A 19,100-nucleotide genomic window follows, 5' to 3' on the forward strand; every position below is an offset into this window, starting at 1 on the left:
CTTGAGTTTGTTTACTCGACGACTTCGATGACGGCTTTGCGCGGCTCGACGAGCACACCGTCGGTGGTCACATGTTCGGGAATGGGCACTTCGTAGTAGCGGCGCTGGAGATCTGGATTTCCGGCAGGGCGCTCGGCATCACGCTTCAGCCAGTAAAGCTCCTTGATGGAGTCACTGCGGCCTTTGTTATACCCATCGAGATACTTTTGACGGATCTCGTTTTTGGAGATGCCATCACTGATGGCGCCTGCGGCATAACCGGCGACGGCACCGGTGATGAGACCGGAGTTTTCCTCGAGGAAACCATCATCGTTGCTGCCGCTATTACCGCTGCTGTTGCCGGAATTGCCTGACGAGCTGTTGCCGCTGCTGCTGTTCTTGTTTTTGTTCAGCAGGTTGTCACCCAGCAGTGCGCCGATGAGGCCGCCGGATGCTGCGCCGAGCAGGCCTTTGTTCATGCCGCCTTCGGAGTTCGTGCAGGAGACGAGATGGGCGCTGAGGAAGAGGAGGGAGATGAGAGTGCGCGTTTTCATTTCTTCGACTTGGCTTGGCTGAGGATCATCTTGTAGGCGTCTCCGCCGTATTCTTTGAGCTGCTCGTTCTGCTTCTCGAAGGCCTCGCCCGAGGTCGCGGAGCAGAGGATCATTTCCTTCGAGGCCTGGTGCCTGCCGACGGCGATTTTCGGGCGGCCTGTGGCTTCGTGGTAATAGACAAAGGAGCCGTAAGGGTCCGTCTTCATCTCGGAGGGATCCGGGAAGGAGGTGACCTGGCGCTTCGTCACACTCGGGATGCGGAAGCCCTCGCTCATGCTTTCGACATCGCGCTGGTCAGGCTGCTTCAGCATGAACATGACGCGTGAGTTACCGACGACGGACGAGCGGACCGGATGGTCCTTGATGCGCTGGAACTGCTGGATGATGGAGAAGACCCAGCAGGAATACTTACGCATACGCTCATAGTACTCACGCGTGATGCGGTCACCGTCCGGCATGGCGAGGAAGGCGGAGAGCTCTTCCAGAATGACACGTTTACGAGTCGAGCGCGGACGGCGCATGATCTCCTTGCGCAGGTCATTGGTGATCAGGAAAGCGGCGACGGTGCGCAGCTCACGAGCGCTTTCAGGAATGTAGCTGAGTTCGAAGTGAACCACCTTGCCGCTGAGGTCCACATTGTTCACGCCATCCAGGATGGCACCGTAGCGGCCGGTGCGTGTCCATGGATCCAGAAGCATGTAGAGCAGAGCAAGATCTGGATGAGCTTTGCGCTGACGGCTTTCGAGATTCAGCAACTCCACGAACTGGCTGTGCGTGGGCATGTCCTCAGGCTTCATGAGGGTGTAGGCCATGCTCATGAGATCCCATTGATTACCCGGATCATTGAGGAAGTCCTCAATGCGTGCGTTATCCACGGTCATGCGGTTCAGCTCGGACGCGAGAGGCTCGCCATCCTGGAAGTCGGACCAGAAGTCCATCCAGGCATCTGCGAGCACGGTGCCCTGCGGCATCTTCTTTTTACGCCAGGCATCCGCGATGGCCACGCGGCGTGCGGCCTCCACACGAAGCTCGGCATTACGGCTGGCCCAGGTCTCAAACTGGTCGATGTAGATCCGCTCGATCTGCTTCGCGAGCAGCGCCTGACGCAGGCGATCTTTGTCCACATCGGGAGGTGGTCCGGCCATAAGGTGCGCCACGGAGGTGGCACCGCTGAGCTGGTCCGGACTAAGGGGAAGACCGCGTGTGTCGAAATAATTAAAGGTTAGGTTGCCGTTCGGCTGCACGATGATGGGCTTGCAGCCATACATGCGCGTGAAGAGATTGTAGCTCAGGCCTTCCTCGACGATCGCCGTGTAGTCATAATACGGCGCGGTCTGGGTGAGCAGGTCGATGGTGAAGACGGATTTACCGGCGCCGGAGGCACCGAACATGATGCCGTGCTCAGGACGCATGTTGCCTTCTTTACCCACGAAGGTGGTGCAGCCGACGAGAGCGCCACGAGGTCCGTCATAGATGGCTTCAGCCTCATCGAGATCACCTGTGGGTGTGCTGGAGATGGGCAGGAGATCCGCGAGGTTCACGTCCTCAACGTAGAGCTTGAAGTCGTTGTAGTTCGCCCATGTCCAGCCGGGCATGCAGAGCTGCCAGTAATTCCGCACGCTGGTGGGCAACGTGGGTTCATAGGACTGAGCGCCACCGAGCTTCAGGATGGAATTGCGGATGGCGGAGAGCTTGCTGGCGCAGTCATCCGGATCCTTGTCCCACACGCGCACGATGAGGTGCATGCGGTAAGGCACGACCTCGTTGGTGCTGAGGCGACGGATACGCGTGCGCAGCTTTTGCAGCGTGGCCTCAAGGGAAGGGGTGATCTTGCCACGCTCCAGGCGGGCTACTTTGCTTTCCGTGGCGACGCGGTCTTTTTCGACATCGCCCGCCTCGATGTTGCAGATGATCTGGTAGTCCAGGAAATCCAGCTGCGTCAGCGTGCGCATCATGCCGATGTAAGTGAACTTCGGCAGGGTCTTCACCACACAGATGCCCTGATAAAAACCGTCCAGCTTGAAGGTGGAACTGCCCATGCGCAGAGGCGAGGCTTCGCTGTTGAAGCACATCTCCGCGATGGTCTTGCTGGGATCGTAGATGTCGTCCAGCTTCAGCGCATCATTCTCAAAGGCGCTGGGATTGAAGTAGCGGTAAAAGGACTCGAAGTGGTCCATGTTTCCCATGGGAGAGACACGGCCGCCGAGGCTGCCGAACTGCTGGCGGAGAGCTTCCTCGAGCTCGTTCTGCTCACGCTTCGCGGCTTGCAGCAGCTCTTCATAATACGGGCGGCCTCCGCCCATGGCTTTGCCACCGAGGCGTGAGGTGAAATAGAACTGCAGATGCTCGCGGCGCAGTTTGTGATCTTTGATCTTCTGATCGTAGCGGTTGTAGCGCTCCTCGCGGTTGCGGGTGGACCAGCGGTCCTGCGGGAGTGTTTCGGTCTTCTCGCGATAGCGCTCCAGCTCCTTGCGGTAGTCACTGTCCACGCTCCAGGCCACCTGCATGCGCAGTTCCGGGCGCACCATGCGCAGCAGAACGCGGAGGTTGTCTTCCAGAGACATGAGCCAGGAGGCATCCGTGTTTTCGGTGTCCGGCAGCTCGACATTGTAGCCCTTGCCGATGGCGCCGCCACGCTGGAGACCGCGGTAGATGATGAGATCCTCGTCGAGGTAGGAGTTGATGAAACGTGCCATCCTGGAGGAGGGTCAGACTTGAGATTCCTTGTTCTTCGGATCCTGCACCCAGTCGAGGGCGAGGGGTTCCACCTGCCGGGGCGAGAAGTAAGATGCGCCGGAGGCCTTGATGATGAGCCACTCACCGAGCTCCACGTCATAACTGGGCGGCTTTCCCTGCTTCAGGCCGAAGCAGTAGAGGGAGACGAGCACGATGGGAATGGCCGCGCCGATGACCGCCGCGGGCATGTTGGGCGGAGAATCGCCCGCGAACCTGCGGAAGATCATGAGCGCCAGCCCGAGCGCGAACATGAAGAAGAGGGCGTTCAGGCCCTCAAAGCCGGCGATGCCCTGCTGGGTCTCGCGGCCTTCATTCGTCTCGTGCAGGCGGATGCCTTGGTGCTGGTCGGCTGCCATGATGGGATGGAGTGGGGAGCCCTGATGAGCCGCCGGGGCTCATCAGGGTCTTGAAAGCCCGAGAATTGAGTTGGGTCTAACCAATTACGGGGTGGCGCCGCCCATGTTCACCTGCTCGGTGCTGTCCGAACCGGAGTTGCCGGCATTGAACATCACTTTCACGATGACGAAGGAGAGGCCGCCAATGCCAGCGCCCACCAGGCCGTAAAGCACGCGCTCGGTCTGGCCCATCATGAACATCACGGCTGCGAAGAGCAGGCCGCCGAAGGCGAGCACGAGGCCGACCATGTTCAGGATGCTGACGATGCTGCTCATGTTGCCAGCGAGGGTTTGTTCCGTGCCGGTCTGAGCCAGAGGCATGGTGAAGCGCAGGATGTTTGCGCCAAATGTTGCGACTGCGATAGGGTTCATGGAGGAGTAGTTTGTTGTAGTGTATCTTGGTAGCTCCCGGGCTTGGATGCCGTTTGCTGCTGGGGGTTAGCCGGAGTGCGGAAGGCTGTGACAAACTTTTGTTCCGGACGCCGTGGGGCCAGGGCGGCCAGGCTGCCGCCGGGGGCGCGCCGCAAACCTGACGGTTGATTTTCTTGCCACAGGGCGGCGCGTGGTTAAGGCGCGGGAAGCTCCCCCTATGATTCGCGTCTTCCTCCTCCTCGCCGCACTCGCCAGCACGCTCACCTCCTGTGCCAGCCGGCAGTTCTATGACAAGATTTCGACCGGCAAGATCGTCGGCAATCCCTACATGAAGTGGGAGGAGCCTAACAAATTTGAGTTGGAGAACAATGTGGACCGGCTGTTTGCCTTCCAGCGCTGGAACGGCGAGATCATCTGCCCGCACCCCATCAAGACGGACGGTGGCAGCATCCCGCGAACACTGTGGAACCGGAAGGGATACTCGCCATGGACGTATGCGCCAGGTTACCTGATCCACGACTGGCTGTATGAGGCGAACCGGCGCAAGGTCCCGGCGGGTGTGTCACGTGATGGAAAGGCGCTCTACTATGACAAGGAGAAGGCGGACTGGATTCTCGCTGAAGTCATCAAGACGCAGATGGAAGGTGACTGCAAAGCCTACAAGGATCCGAATCCTGCGCGGCTGCTGGCCATTCACTGGGCGGTGAAGCGCTTTGGCATGCAGGCCTGGAACGGCCAGCCGACGCTGGTGGAGGACTCGCTGTTCACACCCCTGCTAGGCACGGCCGTCAGCAACCTGCCTTTGATCCCGGCTCTGAACAAGATACAGAGTGAGATCGCACCGACACCTGACAAGCCGGATGTGCTGGCGGGTTCGACCTCGCCGTATTGGGAGTCGCCGCCGTGAGGTGCGGGTGCGGGATTCATTGAACACGCTGAAGCGTGAACAACGTACGGCTGCGGCGCGGCTTGTGAGAGGCTAAGCAGGTCTGAAAGTCAGTGCTGGCCTAACTTATGATATAACTTGGTCATGCTTTCCACGCTGCGGCAGGCGATGGCGGTCTCGGCGAGGATGACGGCGACGTCGAGGCGGTTGATCTTCACGCCCTGGAGCAGCTTGTCCCAGGAGGTCTTCTCCATGCGGGAGAGGGTTTTGACTCCGATCAGCAGCGGCAGGGCCGTGGCGTAGCGCAGCTTGGCATCCGCGACGTGCCTGATGTAGTCGAGACCGCAGTCGAGATGACCACGGCAGACGCCCAGCCAATGCTGCCAGGCGGGCTGGAGGATGCGTGAGTCACGCTGGACCTCTTCAGGTGTGAAGCCGGGCAGATAGCAGCGGCCGTCCTGAATGTCCTCACCGATGTCACGGAGGATGTTGATGAGCTGGAGTCCTTTGCCAAAGCGCGCGCCCAAGGTTTTCATCTGCTCGAGACTGACGGCGGGATCCAGAGAGGCGGGTTTTTCAATGGCGCACATCTCGGTCCAGAACTCACCCACACATCCGGCGACCAGCCAGGTGTATTCATCCAGCTCGGCCTCGGTTTGCAGGCAGCGCAGCGAGCCATCAGCAGGGAAGCGCTGGATGTCGAGACGCTGGCCGTGGATGATGCGCTGAAGCACCTGCTGGATGGCATGCAATGGCGCGCCCTGCATGGTGCCCAGCCAGGCGAGACCATCCGCAAAGCGCTCCATGAGACGGCGCTCGGCCTCGTCACTCTGATGAGCAACGAAGTCGGCGGTGATGCGTTTGGTGAGATGGGCTTTGACGTCGTCAGAACCGCCTAGAACGAGGGATTCGAAGTCGTTGAGGCATTCGATGCGAACTGTGGCAGGCACGCTGGCGGTATCGGCGATGGTATCAGCGGTGCGTGCGAGAAGGTAGGCCAGTGAGATGGGTTCCCGCAGTTCCTGGGGCAGAGCCTTGAGTGTGAGGTAAAAGGAGCGTGAGACGCTGGCGAGAAGCTGGCCGCCAAGTTCGCGTTCGTGATGGGATTCGTCAGACATGGAGGAAGGCTGGGGGCTGCTTAGCGGCGCTTCTCCGCTCTGTATTTGGCGATCAACTCACGGATCTTTCCGGCACGGTTTTCAGGGTTCGGATGGGTGCTGAGCATCTCGGGCTGGTGGCTGCCTTTGGCCGCATTTGCCAGCACCTCCATGACGGCGATCATGCCTTCGGGGTCGTAGCCTGCTTCGATGAGGAAGCGCACCCCGAGCGCATCAGATTCGAGCTCGTCATCACGCCCGAACTTCATGATGCGCATCTGGGCGATGGTCTGGCCGATCTGTGCTCCGGCATTGCTCTGCCCATCCGAGAGCAGCACGCCGACTCCCTGCCCGATGCCACTCCAGAGACCTGAGGAGGCCATCTGCTCATTCGAGTGACGACCGACGACATGACCGATCTCGTGACCGAGCACACCGGCGAGCTGGTCTTCCGTTTTCAGCAGTCGAAACAGGGCCTCCGTGATGAAGATCTGGCCGCCGGGAAGGGCGAAGGCATTGATGGTCTGATTGTCCGCCAGGAGATGAAAGTCGAACTGGTAGGGTGTCTGCCGCGCGAGTGTGCTCTGCACGAGCTTTTGGCCCACTTTGTCCACCTGGGCCTGCCCTGCGGCATTGCGTGACTGGCCACCCATCTCACGGATCATGCCGGGGGCGGACTGCAGGCCGAGGGCGATCTCTTCCTGCGGTGTCTCAAACTTCAAACGCTGGGTGCGACCGGTGAACTCATTTTCATAAGAGGTGGTGCCCATGTAGTGGAAGACCACGCTGCCGCCGATAATGAGCAGCGCCATGAGGATGCGCGGATGACAACCGATGCCACGGCGCTGCTGTGGCTCACCATAGTAGTTCCGCGGACCACCGAAGAGACGATCAAAGAGGGATTTCATGCCGCAGATCGTATCGGGGCATGAAGTCCCGATCAAGAGACGAGTCTGGGGTGTTCCACGACTTTACGGGGCCTTGCGCCGCAGCAGCGCGGCCTTGGTGAACTGCTGCGGACTGCCACACCAGCGCCCGCCAAGATCTGGCAGGAAGGCCAAGCCCTGCTCATCCTTCGATCCGGCGACTGGAGCTGTGAAGGCGGTCTTGACGGCGCTGTTGGCCGCTCCCGGGGTGGGCTTCTCACTCCATCCCCAGGTCTTGCCATCCGGTGCGAGGGCGATGGAGGCATCCGTCGGGAAGGCCCGCCATGGCGTCTCGAAGTTCTGACAGATGTGGCCTCGAGGATCACACCACTGAAGGCGCGCCGAGGTGCCTTCCAGGTTGAAGGTGATGAACATGTGGCTCGACGAAGGCGTGGCGTGATTGCGGCAGATCAGCACACGCCGCTCCCCAGGCTGAAGAATGGAACTCATGCCTTCAGGCACACGGCTTGGCAGCAGCCAGTCCTGGGAGTAAAAGCGCCGGGTGGAGTCCTGCACGACCATCTGCCTCATGTGATAACCCACGATGTCGATGGGGGCGGCGGAGGTATTCATCACCTCGATCCAGTCGGGACTCTCCTCACCTGCGACCAGTGTGGCGCTGTTCTTCGCCTGGATCTCGGTGATCAGCAGCGGCTGCGCCACGTGGGGACCCACCCAGGCCTGATAGTCCATGGGGCGCCCGGAGACCCAGGTGAAAGGTGTGTGTCCGTCATCTTGCTGAGCATGGGCCGCGAGCCAGAGGGGGCTGTTGAATTCTTTCTCGGCGAGCAGCCGCATCACCTCTGCCTGCTCACTTTCAGAGTGGATCTCGGCAAAGGTCCAGCCAGGCAGCTTGGCGACTGCCAGAGGAACCAGCGGCCAGCGTGTCTTGATGTGGAGGACGGCCCATTCTGAGCTGAGCGGGATGATGGACTCCTCCGGCTTTTGCAGGGCGGTCATCTCCCCCACCGAGGGCTGCGCGGTGGAAACGTGCGCATGCGGGCGGTTGACGAGGAATTTGTTATTCAGCGCATCCAGCAAGTAGATGAGGCCCATGCCGACGATCACGCAGGTGACCATGGAGGTGATGGGCTTGCTGATGATGGCACGCTGCACGAGCGGCGTGCCCATGCGCATCAGCGAGGAGGCGAGAGCGGCGCGCATCTCCAGCGCTGTCTGGAACCGGTCCGCCGGATTTTGCATGAGCGCGCGGCGGATGATCCTGTCCACGTGTGAGGGCGTGCCGCAGGTCTTGGACGGCGGGTCAAAGACGCCCGCCGGAAGCTGGCCGGTGAGCATTTCATAGAGCGTGACGCCGAGGCTGAAGATGTCTGAGCGGTGGTCCGGCACGGTGTCCTTCCGCCGGTGCTCTGGAGCGGTATAACCAACGGTGCCGAGAAAGCCGCGGGTGCGCGCGCTGGTGGTGGTGTTTTGGGCCAGCGAGCTTTTGGCCAGTCCAAAGTCAGCCACCCGCACGAAACCGCGCTGGTCGATGAGGATGTTGCTCGGCTTGATGTCACGATGAATGATGCCGCGCTCATGAGCGTAGCCCAGCGCCTCGCAAACCTGCGCGGTGATGTTGAGCGCGCGTGATGCGCCGAGACTGTCACGACGGATGATGTCCAGCAGCGAGACACCCTCCACAAACTCCATGACGATGAAGTGATGACCCGCGAGCGTGATGCCAAAGTCATAGACGGTGACGATGTGCGGATGCTGCAGGCGTGCGAGCAGCTGGGCCTCCTGCTGGAAGCGCTGCATGAAGCCCTCATCATCCACGAGTTCTGGCGGCAGGATCTTGATGGCGACGCGCCTCTGCAGGGAAGTCTGCAGCGCCGAGTAGACGGCGCCCATGCCACCGCGATCAATGTAGCGGAAGCTTGTGTACCCCGGGAAGTAGGGCTCAAGCGACTCAGCTGACGGAGGCTCCCAATCCGTGGACCGGCCACCCAGCACCCCGTCCATCAAGCCAATAGGATTCAGCCCGGCCAGCCGATGATCGGAGGAGCCAGGTGTCTTTTTGGGCTGAGGAGTCGGAGCGTAATCAGACATCGAGAGTGAGGTGACTATCTGGAATGTTGCCACTTCAGAAAATCAAAAGGGCGGGGAGAACATGACTTGGGTACGCAGACGGCTGGAGACTGTGACAGTTAAAATTTTTCGTCACATTGCTCTCGTTTGTTGCCGTCCGCATGGTGCTGCCCGATAGGTACTGAATGCCGACGAGTTCTGTCACACAACATGGAGCCTTTCCGATGACACGTTGGAGCGTGGTTGTGGCTTTGCGTGATGGAGGAGATCCGATCCAGGGCCGTCTCGCGCTCGAAGAGCTGTGCAAAATTTATTGGAGACCGATCTACTCCTATGCGCGCTACCAGAATATATCTCCTGCGGATGCAGAGGATCTCACGCAAAGCTTTTTGAGTTTCGTTTTGGAGAAGGACCTCTTTTCTGCCGCAGATGCTGGATTGGGTCGAATGCGTAATTATCTCCTCACGGCGTTTGGCCGCCACATCAAGCACTGGCAGCGACAAGCCAATGCGCTCAAGCGTGGAGGCGGGCGCGAGGTGCTTTCCATCGAGGCTTCCATGGCAGAGGACGAGATTGCCATCCAGCCAGTGGATCATCGGACGCCTGAAGCGAACTACCAGCGTCTCTGTGCCTTGCGCATCATTGAAGCTTCCATAGAGCAACTGGCTCGCGAACAGGAGGCTGCAGGGAAGGGGGCGCAGTTTCAACTGCTCCGGACGCGCCTTGATCCCTCACAATCCGGATCTGGAAATGATGCGGAACTGGCCCGCCAGCTGGGCATGTCACATGATGCGGTGAGGCAGTCCGTGTCACGGCTTCGCAAACGCTTTCGCGAGGTGATGAAGGAGATCGTGGCGAGCACGCTGAGCGCGCCGACGGAGGACAGTGTGAACGAAGAACTGGCTGCCCTGCGCAATGCGCTGGTGGGTTGAGCAGTTTTCAAAACTGAGAGGGCATGACATCCTTGTCAGGTGAATCGTGATGCGTGGAGGCTAGGTGTCCTAGGATTGAAACGATAGGTAACTGGAAATGACTGAGTGAAATGGTGCGAGGGATGCTATCGACATTCATCGGCGGTTTTATTTAAAGACGTCCCAATAAAGCTCCAGCACCCGCCGTTGTGGCTTTGACTCTCTCCAAGTCGCCCCATGAACATGCACTTCAAATCCGGTCTTGCCCTTGTCTGCCTTGCGTTCGCCACCTCGCTGAGCCCCGCTCAGGATGCCAAAAAGGAAGAGCCTTCCGCCTCAGTCATCACCGATCCGGATGATGCGCTGAAGGACATCCCCCGTGATGTGATGGGTGACCTGCGACCTGGCTCCCGCCAGATGATGGATGCGGCGGCGAAGGCCAGCATGCAGGCCGCCAAGAATGCGGAAGGGAAGACAGGCACCTTCAAATTCAATGTGCGTGCGGTGGAGAAGTTCCAGCGTCCGGATGCGCCGGATGTGACGCGTTACCGCATCCTGTCGGTCATCGACACGACCCGCGCCTCGGGTGTGCAGGTCAATGTGCATCTCATGGCCGTGCTGGATCTGAGCGAGCATGAGAAGGCCGCGAAGATCGGCACGGGCAGCAAGATCACGCTTACCGGGAAGATCAGCAACGCGGAGATCCTGGGGCGCCAGAAGGCCGAGCTGCACATCGACCTGATGGATGCGAAGATCAAATGAGGCAGCCCCAGACACGCTGAAGCGTGAACAACATACTTTAGGCGAGCAGTTTGGGGACGAGCTCGCCGTGGACATTGGTCAGGCGCATGTCCAGGCCCTGGAACTTCACGGCCAGCTTCGTATGCTCAAAGCCTAACAAATGAAGCAGTGTGGCATGCAGGTCATGCACGTGCACGGGATCCCGGGTGACATTGAAGCCGAACTCATCACTCTCGCCGAGGGTGAGACCTGGCTTCATGCCGCCGCCGGCGAACCACATGGTGAAGGCATTCGGGTGGTGGTCGCGTCCGTCGCTGCCGCCTTGCACCATCGGAGTGCGGCCAAACTCGCCGCCCCAGATCACCAGGGTGTCTTCCAGAAGACCGCGCTGCTGCAGATCACGCACGAGGGCTGCGCTGGCCTGGTCCGTGAGTCCGCACTGCTGCTTCAGGCCACCGGTGAGGCCGCCGTGATGGTCCCAGGCCTCATGGAAGAGCTGCACGAAGCGCACGCCGCTCTCGATGAGACGACGGGCGAGCAGGCAGTTGTTGGCAAAGGAGGCCTCGCCTGGCTTCGCGCCATACATGTCGAGGATGTGCTTCGGCTCCTTGGAGATATCCATCACCTCCGGAGCGGTGTGCTGCATGCGGTAGGCGAGCTCAAAGCTGTTGATGCGCGCGGCGATCTCTGGATCTCCCACCGTGCCGAGGCGCTCCTCATTGAGCTGTTTGAGCGCATCCAGAGTCTGGCGCTGGGTGGTCTCGGTCACGCCTTTCGGGTTGTTCAGATAGAGCACGGGCTCGCCGCTGCTGCGGAAGGGCACGCCTTGATAAACCGTGGGCAGGAAGCCGCAGCCGAAATTGGAAAGACCGCCGCTGGGTCCCTTCTGGCCGCTCTGCATGACCACATAACCGGGGAGATCCTGGTTCTCGGTGCCGAGGCCATAGAGGGTCCATGAACCAAAGCTCGGACGGCCAAAGATCTGCGAGCCCGTGCTCATCAGGATCTGCGCAGGCGCGTGATTGAAGGCATCCGTCTTCATCGAGCGCACAATCGTGAGCTGATCGGCAATCTTCGCGGTGTGCGGCAGGAGTTCGCTGATTTCAGCGCCGCTCTGGCCATGCTTCGCGAACTTGAATTTCGGTCCCAGGAGCTTGCTGTTCGGATTGATGAAGGCAGCGCGATAGCCTTTCAGCAGGTCTGCAGGTGGCAGCTTTCCGTCCCACTTGGCGAGCTCGGGCTTGTTGTCGAAAAGCTCGAGGTGGCTCGGGGCGCCGCCCATGAAGAGATAGATGACCCGCTTGGCCTTCGCCTGATAATGGGGCTTTTTCGTGGCCAGCGGACTGACAGGCGCTGGTGCTGCCTGGCCCGAAGAGCGCATCATGTCCAGCGCAGCCAGAGAGGCCATGCCCACGCCGCACTCCTGGAAAAACCAGCGGCGGGTGAGATAGCGGGCATGCTCAGTCTGAAGGTCACGGAGGAGGCTCATGGAGGCGAATTTTGGAGGATACCAGCATTCGCACACGAATGAAGTTCTCTTTCGTCCTGGGTAGGCAAAGCCATGTCGTCATGCCGGATTATGCAAAGAGGGGTTTCCCTGATGCAGGCAGTATTCTTGTCGTGGCAGGATGGACAGGATGTGGTGCGATGACATGCGTTGTGATTACAACATTGCCGTTTGGTAACTTTAAACTCACCCGAACGGGGGACAACGAAACTCTTCAATTCATTGAGGCCTAACGCCAAAAATAATAGCGTTATGGCAAACCAACCACCCAACCAAAATTGCGGACGTGTACGTTCGCGCTTCACCACTCTGGTGCGTTCCGCCGCGCTAGCGCTCTCTCTCATCGGCGGTGCTCTCGCGGCTGCACCGGCCAATTTCCAATCCGGATCCCTGAGCATCACGCAGGCGAACTCGACCACCTGGACGACGGTGAATTTCACCCGCACCTTTGCCGCCGCTCCGGTGGTGGTCATGGGGCCGGCGACAAAGGCGAATGGAGATCCGCTGGTGATGCGCGTGCGCAATGTCACCAACACAAGTTTCCAGTATCAGGTGGATGAGTGGGACTATCTCACAGGAGATCATGCGGCTGAGACGGTGCATTATCTGGCGCTCAGCGAAGGCTCGCATGTGTTCGGCACGCAGCGCTGGCAGGTGGGCCGTCTGTCCACGGTGAACCGCACGGCATCGAGCGTGACACTGACAGGCTTCACAGCCGCACCAGTGGTGCTGGCGCAGGTGGAGTCCACGGTGAACACGATCGCCGCGAACAATCCACGCGCGCTGAAAACCCGCATCGCCAGTGTGACCTCCACGGGCTTCCAGGTGAACCTGGAAACGCAGGAGTCCTACACCACGGCCCTCTCGAATGAGAGCATCGGCTACATCGCGGTGTCGGCAGGCACGGGCTATCTCGATGGCAAGGTGCTGAGCGCTGTCACCACCTCTGCGGCCACGACCGATGCCTTTGGAACCCTCACGTTCCCGGCTTCCCGCACCAACCCGATCTTCATCGCCCAGGCACAGACGAAGAATGACACGAATCCTGGCGAGCTGCGGATGCAGTCCCTCAGCACCACCAGCGTGCAGGTGCAGTTCCAGGAGGAGACCTCCTCCAGTGCCGATGTCACTCACACCGCTGAAGCGGTTGGTTACATTGTCCTCGGTGACATGAATGGCGAAGTGGCTGCGAAGGTGGAAGTGGGTGACCTCAATGTCACCCAGGCCAGCGCCACGACCTGGACGAAGGTGAACCTGGCGAATGCCTACACCACACCAGTGGTGGTGATGGGGCCTCTCTCCTACACCAACAGCACCTCGCTGACGATTCGCGTGCGCAACGTGCTCGCGGTGGATGCTGCGAATGCCAACAAGGGCAGCTTCGAGTTCATCGTGGACCGCTGGGATCATCACAGCGGCCAGACGCACAACTATCTGGAGCACCTCAGCTACATCGTCGCCGAGTCCGGCACGCACGCCGTGGGCGGTGTGGTGTGGCAGGCTGGCCGAACCAGCAGTGTGACACAGACCACGAGCACGCAGAGCCTTTCCACCTCCTTCCCGAATGCCCCGGCGGTCTTCGCGCAGGTGGCGACGACCACGGATGCAGATGCCTGCCAGGCACGCGTGAGCGCCGTGACAGCCACCAGCTTCGGCATTGAACTTGATGAGTCCGAAATCGATGCCGACGCCCATGCGGGTGAGACGGTCCACTGGATCGCCATGACCCAGGGCAGCAGCAATTTCTTCACGACCGGCATGCGCTTCCAGGCCGGACAGATCACGAACAATGACAGCTCCTTCCGCAAGGTGACCTTCAGCCGTGCGCATGCAGATCCCTTCATCTTCGCTTCCATGCAGACCAAGGTGGATGCCGACCCCGCCACCATCCGCTGGCAATACTTGTTCGGCGACCGCGTGAATATCGTGGCCCAGGAGGACAACCACCCGCTGCAGTTCGGCGAGGGCACGGTGAACAACACGCACAGCTCGGAGACCACCGCGTTCCTGGTCGTGCAAGGTGCTGCGGATGTGGATGAGGATGGTGCTCCTGATACCTGGGAAACCGCGACGGTGGGCAACCTCACCACCATCAATGGTGCCGCTGATGACGATGGTGACGCCATGACCAACCAGCAGGAGTATCACAACCGCCTCGATTTCGCGACCTCCAGCAACTACACTGTCTTCACAGGCGGCACGATCACGGTGGGCAATGCAGCGACGAATGCGTATGAAGTGAATGACCGCACAGCTGGCACGATCGCCAGCACGAGCGCCCGCTATCGCTTCACACGCACCGGAGCCTTCGCGCCGCTGACCATCAACTTCACGGTCGCGGGAACTGCTACCACGGACACGAATCGTGCTCCAGCCAGCGCGACTGATTACACGCTGTGGACGGCCAACACAGGCGGCACGCAGCTCACGACCTCCATCGCGCTGCCGGTGGAAGCCCAGAGCGTGGATGTGTACGTGCGGCCGACTGTGACGGCTGGATCACCGGATGGTGATGGGCTGGAAGAGTATCCAGAAGGTCTGCGCATCACGCTCGGCTCCAATGGATCCACCTACGTTGTAGGCAGCACCACGACCTCAGTGGTGATCATTTATGATGCGCAGAACATTCCTGCCAATGAGCGCCTCTTTGTCGGTCCCTTTCTGGCGCAGGGTGCTGCTGTGACGAGTGCTTACGGCTATGGCACCATCATCGTGAACGGCACGCACAATGCAGCACGCATCTCCACGACCTTCAATGGTCTCACCACGCCGCAGACGGACATCGACGGCAGCCATGTTCACTATTCGAACAGCGGCTCTGCGAGTCCGATCGCTCATGGCACAATCATCTACGGTGATCCTGATGGTCTGCCCAACGGTCCGCTGGTCGACTATCCCTGGACCATTGTGGACAGCGCAGGGGTCAAGGGACAGCAGATCATCGACGCGATCTACCGCAATGTCACCGGGGTGAACCTGTATGTGAACGTTCACACCAACCGCTATGCCAGTGGTGAAATCAAAGCGGACCTGACGCTGCAGACTGGCTCACCCCTTCCGCCTCCGGTGCCGACCAGCCCAACTCTGGAGAACCTGACGACCGATGAAGAGGTGCGCCGCGAGTGCGCACGCTTCCTGACCCAGGCCACCTTTGGTCCGACCGAGGCTGAGATCACCGCTCTCTACAACACCATCGCCACGCCGAAGACCACGGCCACGAACCGCATTGCTGCCTTCTCGGCCTGGATTGATGACCAGTTCTCCTCCACCCGGGATCAGACCACGCTTTATGACTACAACTATGCGGCTGACCAGCAGGAGTGGGCGCTGATTGGCGCGCAGCCCCTGCTCGACTCCGGTGGGACTGCGGTGGGCTTCCCGCCTAACAATGCAGCTGACTGGCAGAAGTGGAGCAGCACGGTGGGCAGTCCGCCGATCCCAGCCGGACGCAACAAGGAAAGCTATGATCCGGATAACAAAAACCGTCGTCACGCCTGGTGGATGATCGCGAATGACTCGCACGACCAGCTCCGCCAGCGTGTGGGCTTCGCCCTGGAGCAGGTCTTCGTGGTGTCAGATCGTGAGGGCACCGTCAGCTCCCGTGCTTACGGCCACTCACGCTACTATGACATGCTGACGGACTTTGCGGATGGCATCCGTCATCTGCAGCCACCAGGCAGCCCCAGTGCTGTGCCGCCCATCGTCACCAGCTACAGCAGCGCGAACGGCAGCAGCATCACGATCCGCCAACTGCTGGAAGACGTGAGCAAGCACCCGATCATGGGCAAATACCTGAGCCACCTGAAGAACCAGAAGGCCCAGGGCACCGACACCAATGGCAATGGCGTGCTGGATCCGAACGAGATCACTCTCTCCCCGGATGAAAACTACGCTCGTGAGATCATGCAGCTCTTCTCCATCGGCCTGCTGGAACTGTGGGACGACGGCACGCTGAAGCTGCAGAGCAACGGCCAGCCGATCGCCACCTATGACAATGATGACATCAAGGAGCTGTCCAAGGTGTTCACCGGCTACAGCTTTGCGCTGGTGCAGAACAGCAGCGCGAACAACTACGTGCCGCCGATCAACCAGGCCAGCTTTGGCAATGCCAGCGAAGGCGCCGAGTACTTCCATCCGGGCTATGAAAACCCGATGAAGAACTTCGTCACCTATCATGACGAGGGTGTGAAAGCCTTCCTCAGCGCGAACCTGCCTGCCTATGTGGATGCCACGCCGACCACGGCTGAGCGTGAAGCCTACGCGGAGACGGAGCTGGATACGACGATGGATGCCCTGTATAACCACAACAACAGCGCGCCCTTCCTGAGCAGCCGGCTCATCCAGCGCCTGACCACCAGCAATCCGAGCCGTGGTTACATCTATCGTGTGACCCAGGCCTTCAAGGACAGCAATGGTGCCACGGCCGGCGGTCTGCGCGGCAGTCTGCCTGCCGTGGTGAAGGCCATCCTGCTGGACTACGAGGCCCGCACGATGAAGAACGTGGATCCTCAGACGATCAACGGCAACACCTCCGTCAATGTGGGTTATGGCAAGGTGAAGGAGCCGATCGTCCGCTACCTCCAGGTGCTGCGCGCCTTCGGTGCCCGTTCCCAGATCGACATGGATGAAGCCAGCCCGAACACCAACGACCTCGTGGGTTACGGTTATCTGGCCAGCCAGGCTGACAACTTCCCCGGTGGCGCCACCCAGCTCCGCTATGGCGGCACCGGTGGTGTGCTGGGCCAGACGCCGAACAATGCCCCAAGCGTGTTCAACTGGTATCTGCCCGACTACACTCCCGGCGGACGTGTGGCAGCGGCGGGCCTCGTGGCTCCTGAGCTGCAGATCCTGACGGAAAACATGGTGGTGCAGAACATCAACTATCATCGCCAGATTGATTACTCCTCCATCGTGGATCCTGCGGCAGCGCTGCCAGGCGGCCAGGGCACCACGAACCTCATCGGTGACACGGCTGGTACTCAGGACGGCGTCTTCGTCGACCTTGGCGGCATTGTGACGGACTACATCACCAACCGCGAGACGGTGGGTGCCACGGAAGTCTCTGCCTGCACCTACCTGGTGGACCGCCTGGATGCGCTGCTCTGCTCGGGCTCGCTGAAGGCGAAGTATGGCGCTGCCTACACCTCCACAGCCGTGGATCCACGCAGCATCATCATCAACCAGCTCTCCATCATCGCTCCGGACGCGCCGCCAGTCTCCAAAGCCAATGGCGGCAACCGCGTGAGAGCCGCGGTGTATCTCATCACCAGCTCGCCCGAGTTCATCGTCCAGAAGTAATCTCCGCCCCACATCGAAACACCTAACCACTGATCATTATGAAGAACAAAAAGCATCAGGACCACTTCGACACACGGCGGAATTTCATCTGCCGCTCCGCCTGCGCCAGCCTCGGCGTGACGGGCATCGTCAACACGCTCGCGCACCTGAACATGGTGCAGGGTGTGATGGCGCAGGCCGCGCCGACGGACTACAAGGCGATCATCTGCCTCTTCCTCTACGGAGGCAATGACTCCAACAACATGCTCGTGCCGCTGGACGGCACGGCGCGAACCAATTATGAGTCAGCGAGGCCCGGCGGCGCGACACCGCACCCGATTCATATCCCGGTGACTGGCACCGGGGCCGCGCTGGCGCTGACGGCGCCGAGCGGCGGTTTCGGCCAGACCACGGCGACGTCCTTCGGCGTGCATCCCAACATGACGAACGTGCAGGGCATGTTCAACAGCGGCGACCTGGCCTTTGTGGCCAACGTGGGCACGCTGGTGCAGCCGATCACCCGCACGCAGTATATCGCCGTGCCACGCACCACACCGGTGCCACCGCAGCTTTTCTCCCACAGTGACCAGCAGCTTCAGTGGCAGAGCAGCCTGCCGGACCGTCCTTTCCAAAACGGCTGGGGCGGACGTGCCGCGGATGTGCTGACGGCAGCGGGAGCGAACCCCAACTCGTCGGTGTCGATGAACATTTCCATCGCAGGACAAAACTCCTTCCAGGTGGGTTCCAGTGTCATCCAGTATTCCATCGGCACCACCGGTGTGGTGGGGCTGAGCGGATACAACAGCGGCACGAACACTTACGCGAACGGTGCGAACTACGGAACGATACCGCCGACCTACAACAACAATGACCAGGGCCGCACCCTGAAGGCTTTTGACACCATCACCAAGCTCGCGCGCATGCAGCTCGGGGTGGGGGACAGCATCTACCAGCATCACCTGGAAGAGGGGTATAACAACGTGATGCAGCGTGCTCGTGACAACGAGGCGATCGTGGGCACCGCGCTGAGCGGCGCGACCACGGCGATCGACACGGCCTTCACGAATGCCTTCGGCGCTGGCGTGACGCTGCCGGATGTGGCGAACCAGCTCAAGATGGTGGCGCGCCTCATGCAGGGCCGCACCGACCTGAGCAACAACCGCCAGATCTTCTTTGTGAGCATGGGCGGCTATGACACGCATCAAAACCAGCCCACGGATCATGGCAACCTCATGGGGAACCTGGACAAGAGCCTGAAGGGCTTCAAGGACGCGATCGAGGCCATCGACCCAGCTCTCTGGAATGACACGCTGCTCTTCACCAGCTCTGACTTCACCCGCACGCTGCAGCCGAATGGCAGTGAGACCTCCTCCGGCACGGATCATGGCTGGGGCGGTCACCAGATCGTCATGGGCGGGCCTGTGATCGGCCAGCGCATCTACGGCAGCTTCCCGGACCTCGCCCGTGCCACGAGCCAGGATGTGGACAGCAACCGCGGCCGCTGGATCCCGACCCTGGCGGTGGACCAATACGCCAGTGTGGTGGCGAAGTGGTTCATGAGCCAGGGCACCGGCTATGTCTCCGGCCTAACCAGCAATGATGTCACCACGGTCTTCCCGAACCTGGGCCGTTTCCAAAGCGTGAGCACGATCCCGAGCAACCTCGGGTTTGTGGACTTCACGGTCTAA

General features: G+C 60.5%; 13 protein-coding genes. 5 read left to right on the top strand and 8 right to left on the bottom strand.

The features are described 5' to 3' along the window. Positions 1-11: 11 nt before the first annotated feature. The 4 genes from BGE01nite_RS06945 to BGE01nite_RS06960 all read right to left on the bottom strand — a co-directional run bounded on the left by BGE01nite_RS06945 (position 12) and on the right by BGE01nite_RS06960 (position 4,036). Entirely contained in the window at positions 12-533 is a 522-nt protein-coding gene (locus tag BGE01nite_RS06945; protein WP_146849705.1) for a hypothetical protein, read from the bottom strand. After that, positions 530-3,229 (bottom strand): TraG/VirB4 family ATPase, encoded by a 2,700-nt coding sequence (locus BGE01nite_RS06950; protein ID WP_146849706.1) that lies wholly within the window; start codon positions 3,227-3,229, stop codon positions 530-532. Before BGE01nite_RS06950 ends, BGE01nite_RS06945 begins: the two co-directional genes overlap by 4 nt. 12 nt (positions 3,230-3,241) lie before the next feature. Continuing rightward, the gene (locus BGE01nite_RS06955) at positions 3,242-3,625 is read right to left on the bottom strand and encodes a hypothetical protein (RefSeq protein ID WP_146849707.1); all 384 of its coding nucleotides are present in this window, start codon (positions 3,623-3,625) and stop codon (positions 3,242-3,244) included. Positions 3,626-3,709: 84 nt separating this feature from the next. Beyond that, a complete protein-coding gene (locus tag BGE01nite_RS06960; RefSeq protein ID WP_146849708.1) occupies positions 3,710-4,036 on the bottom strand; it encodes a hypothetical protein in 327 nt (108 codons plus the stop codon). Between the two features lie 217 nt (positions 4,037-4,253). Between BGE01nite_RS06960 and BGE01nite_RS06965 the strand changes: the two genes are divergently transcribed. After that, positions 4,254-4,943, top strand: coding sequence for a DUF1353 domain-containing protein (locus BGE01nite_RS06965; RefSeq protein ID WP_174770039.1), 690 nt, complete (start codon positions 4,254-4,256; stop codon positions 4,941-4,943). 89 nt (positions 4,944-5,032) lie between these two features. On the opposite strand, the gene BGE01nite_RS06970 is transcribed toward BGE01nite_RS06965, so the two are convergent. The 3 genes from BGE01nite_RS06970 to BGE01nite_RS06980 all read right to left on the bottom strand — a co-directional run bounded on the left by BGE01nite_RS06970 (position 5,033) and on the right by BGE01nite_RS06980 (position 8,997). After that, on the bottom strand, positions 5,033-6,040 hold the full coding sequence (locus BGE01nite_RS06970; protein ID WP_146849709.1) for a phytoene/squalene synthase family protein: 1,008 nt from the start codon (positions 6,038-6,040) through the stop codon (positions 5,033-5,035). Between the two features lie 20 nt (positions 6,041-6,060). After that, positions 6,061-6,927, bottom strand: a complete 867-nt coding sequence (locus tag BGE01nite_RS06975; RefSeq protein WP_146849710.1) for a M48 family metallopeptidase — start codon at positions 6,925-6,927, stop codon at positions 6,061-6,063. A gap of 63 nt (positions 6,928-6,990) precedes the next feature. After that, a complete protein-coding gene (locus tag BGE01nite_RS06980; protein ID WP_146849711.1) occupies positions 6,991-8,997 on the bottom strand; it encodes a serine/threonine-protein kinase in 2,007 nt (668 codons plus the stop codon). A gap of 203 nt (positions 8,998-9,200) precedes the next feature. Here BGE01nite_RS06980 and BGE01nite_RS06985 point away from each other — a divergent pair, with 203 nt between their 5' ends. Next, positions 9,201-9,908 (top strand): RNA polymerase sigma factor, encoded by a 708-nt coding sequence (locus BGE01nite_RS06985; RefSeq protein ID WP_146849712.1) that lies wholly within the window; start codon positions 9,201-9,203, stop codon positions 9,906-9,908. A 216-nt stretch (positions 9,909-10,124) separates the two neighbouring features. Next, entirely contained in the window at positions 10,125-10,649 is a 525-nt protein-coding gene (locus BGE01nite_RS06990; RefSeq protein WP_170266650.1) for a hypothetical protein, read from the top strand. A gap of 37 nt (positions 10,650-10,686) precedes the next feature. Here the strand turns inward: BGE01nite_RS06990 and BGE01nite_RS06995 are convergent, their stop codons facing one another. Continuing rightward, the gene (locus BGE01nite_RS06995; protein ID WP_146849714.1) at positions 10,687-12,117 is read right to left on the bottom strand and encodes a DUF1501 domain-containing protein; all 1,431 of its coding nucleotides are present in this window, start codon (positions 12,115-12,117) and stop codon (positions 10,687-10,689) included. 270 nt (positions 12,118-12,387) lie between these two features. On the opposite strand from BGE01nite_RS06995, the gene BGE01nite_RS07000 reads away from it, so the two are divergent. Beyond that, on the top strand, positions 12,388-17,433 hold the full coding sequence (locus BGE01nite_RS07000) for a DUF1800 family protein (protein ID WP_146849715.1): 5,046 nt from the start codon (positions 12,388-12,390) through the stop codon (positions 17,431-17,433). A gap of 38 nt (positions 17,434-17,471) precedes the next feature. Further along, complete coding sequence (locus BGE01nite_RS07005) at positions 17,472-19,100, top strand: DUF1501 domain-containing protein (protein ID WP_246145675.1); 1,629 nt, start codon at positions 17,472-17,474, stop codon at positions 19,098-19,100.

The organism is Prosthecobacter gellanilyticus (genome assembly GCF_007992435.1).
GTDB lineage: Bacteria > Verrucomicrobiota > Verrucomicrobiia > Verrucomicrobiales > Verrucomicrobiaceae > Prosthecobacter > Prosthecobacter gellanilyticus.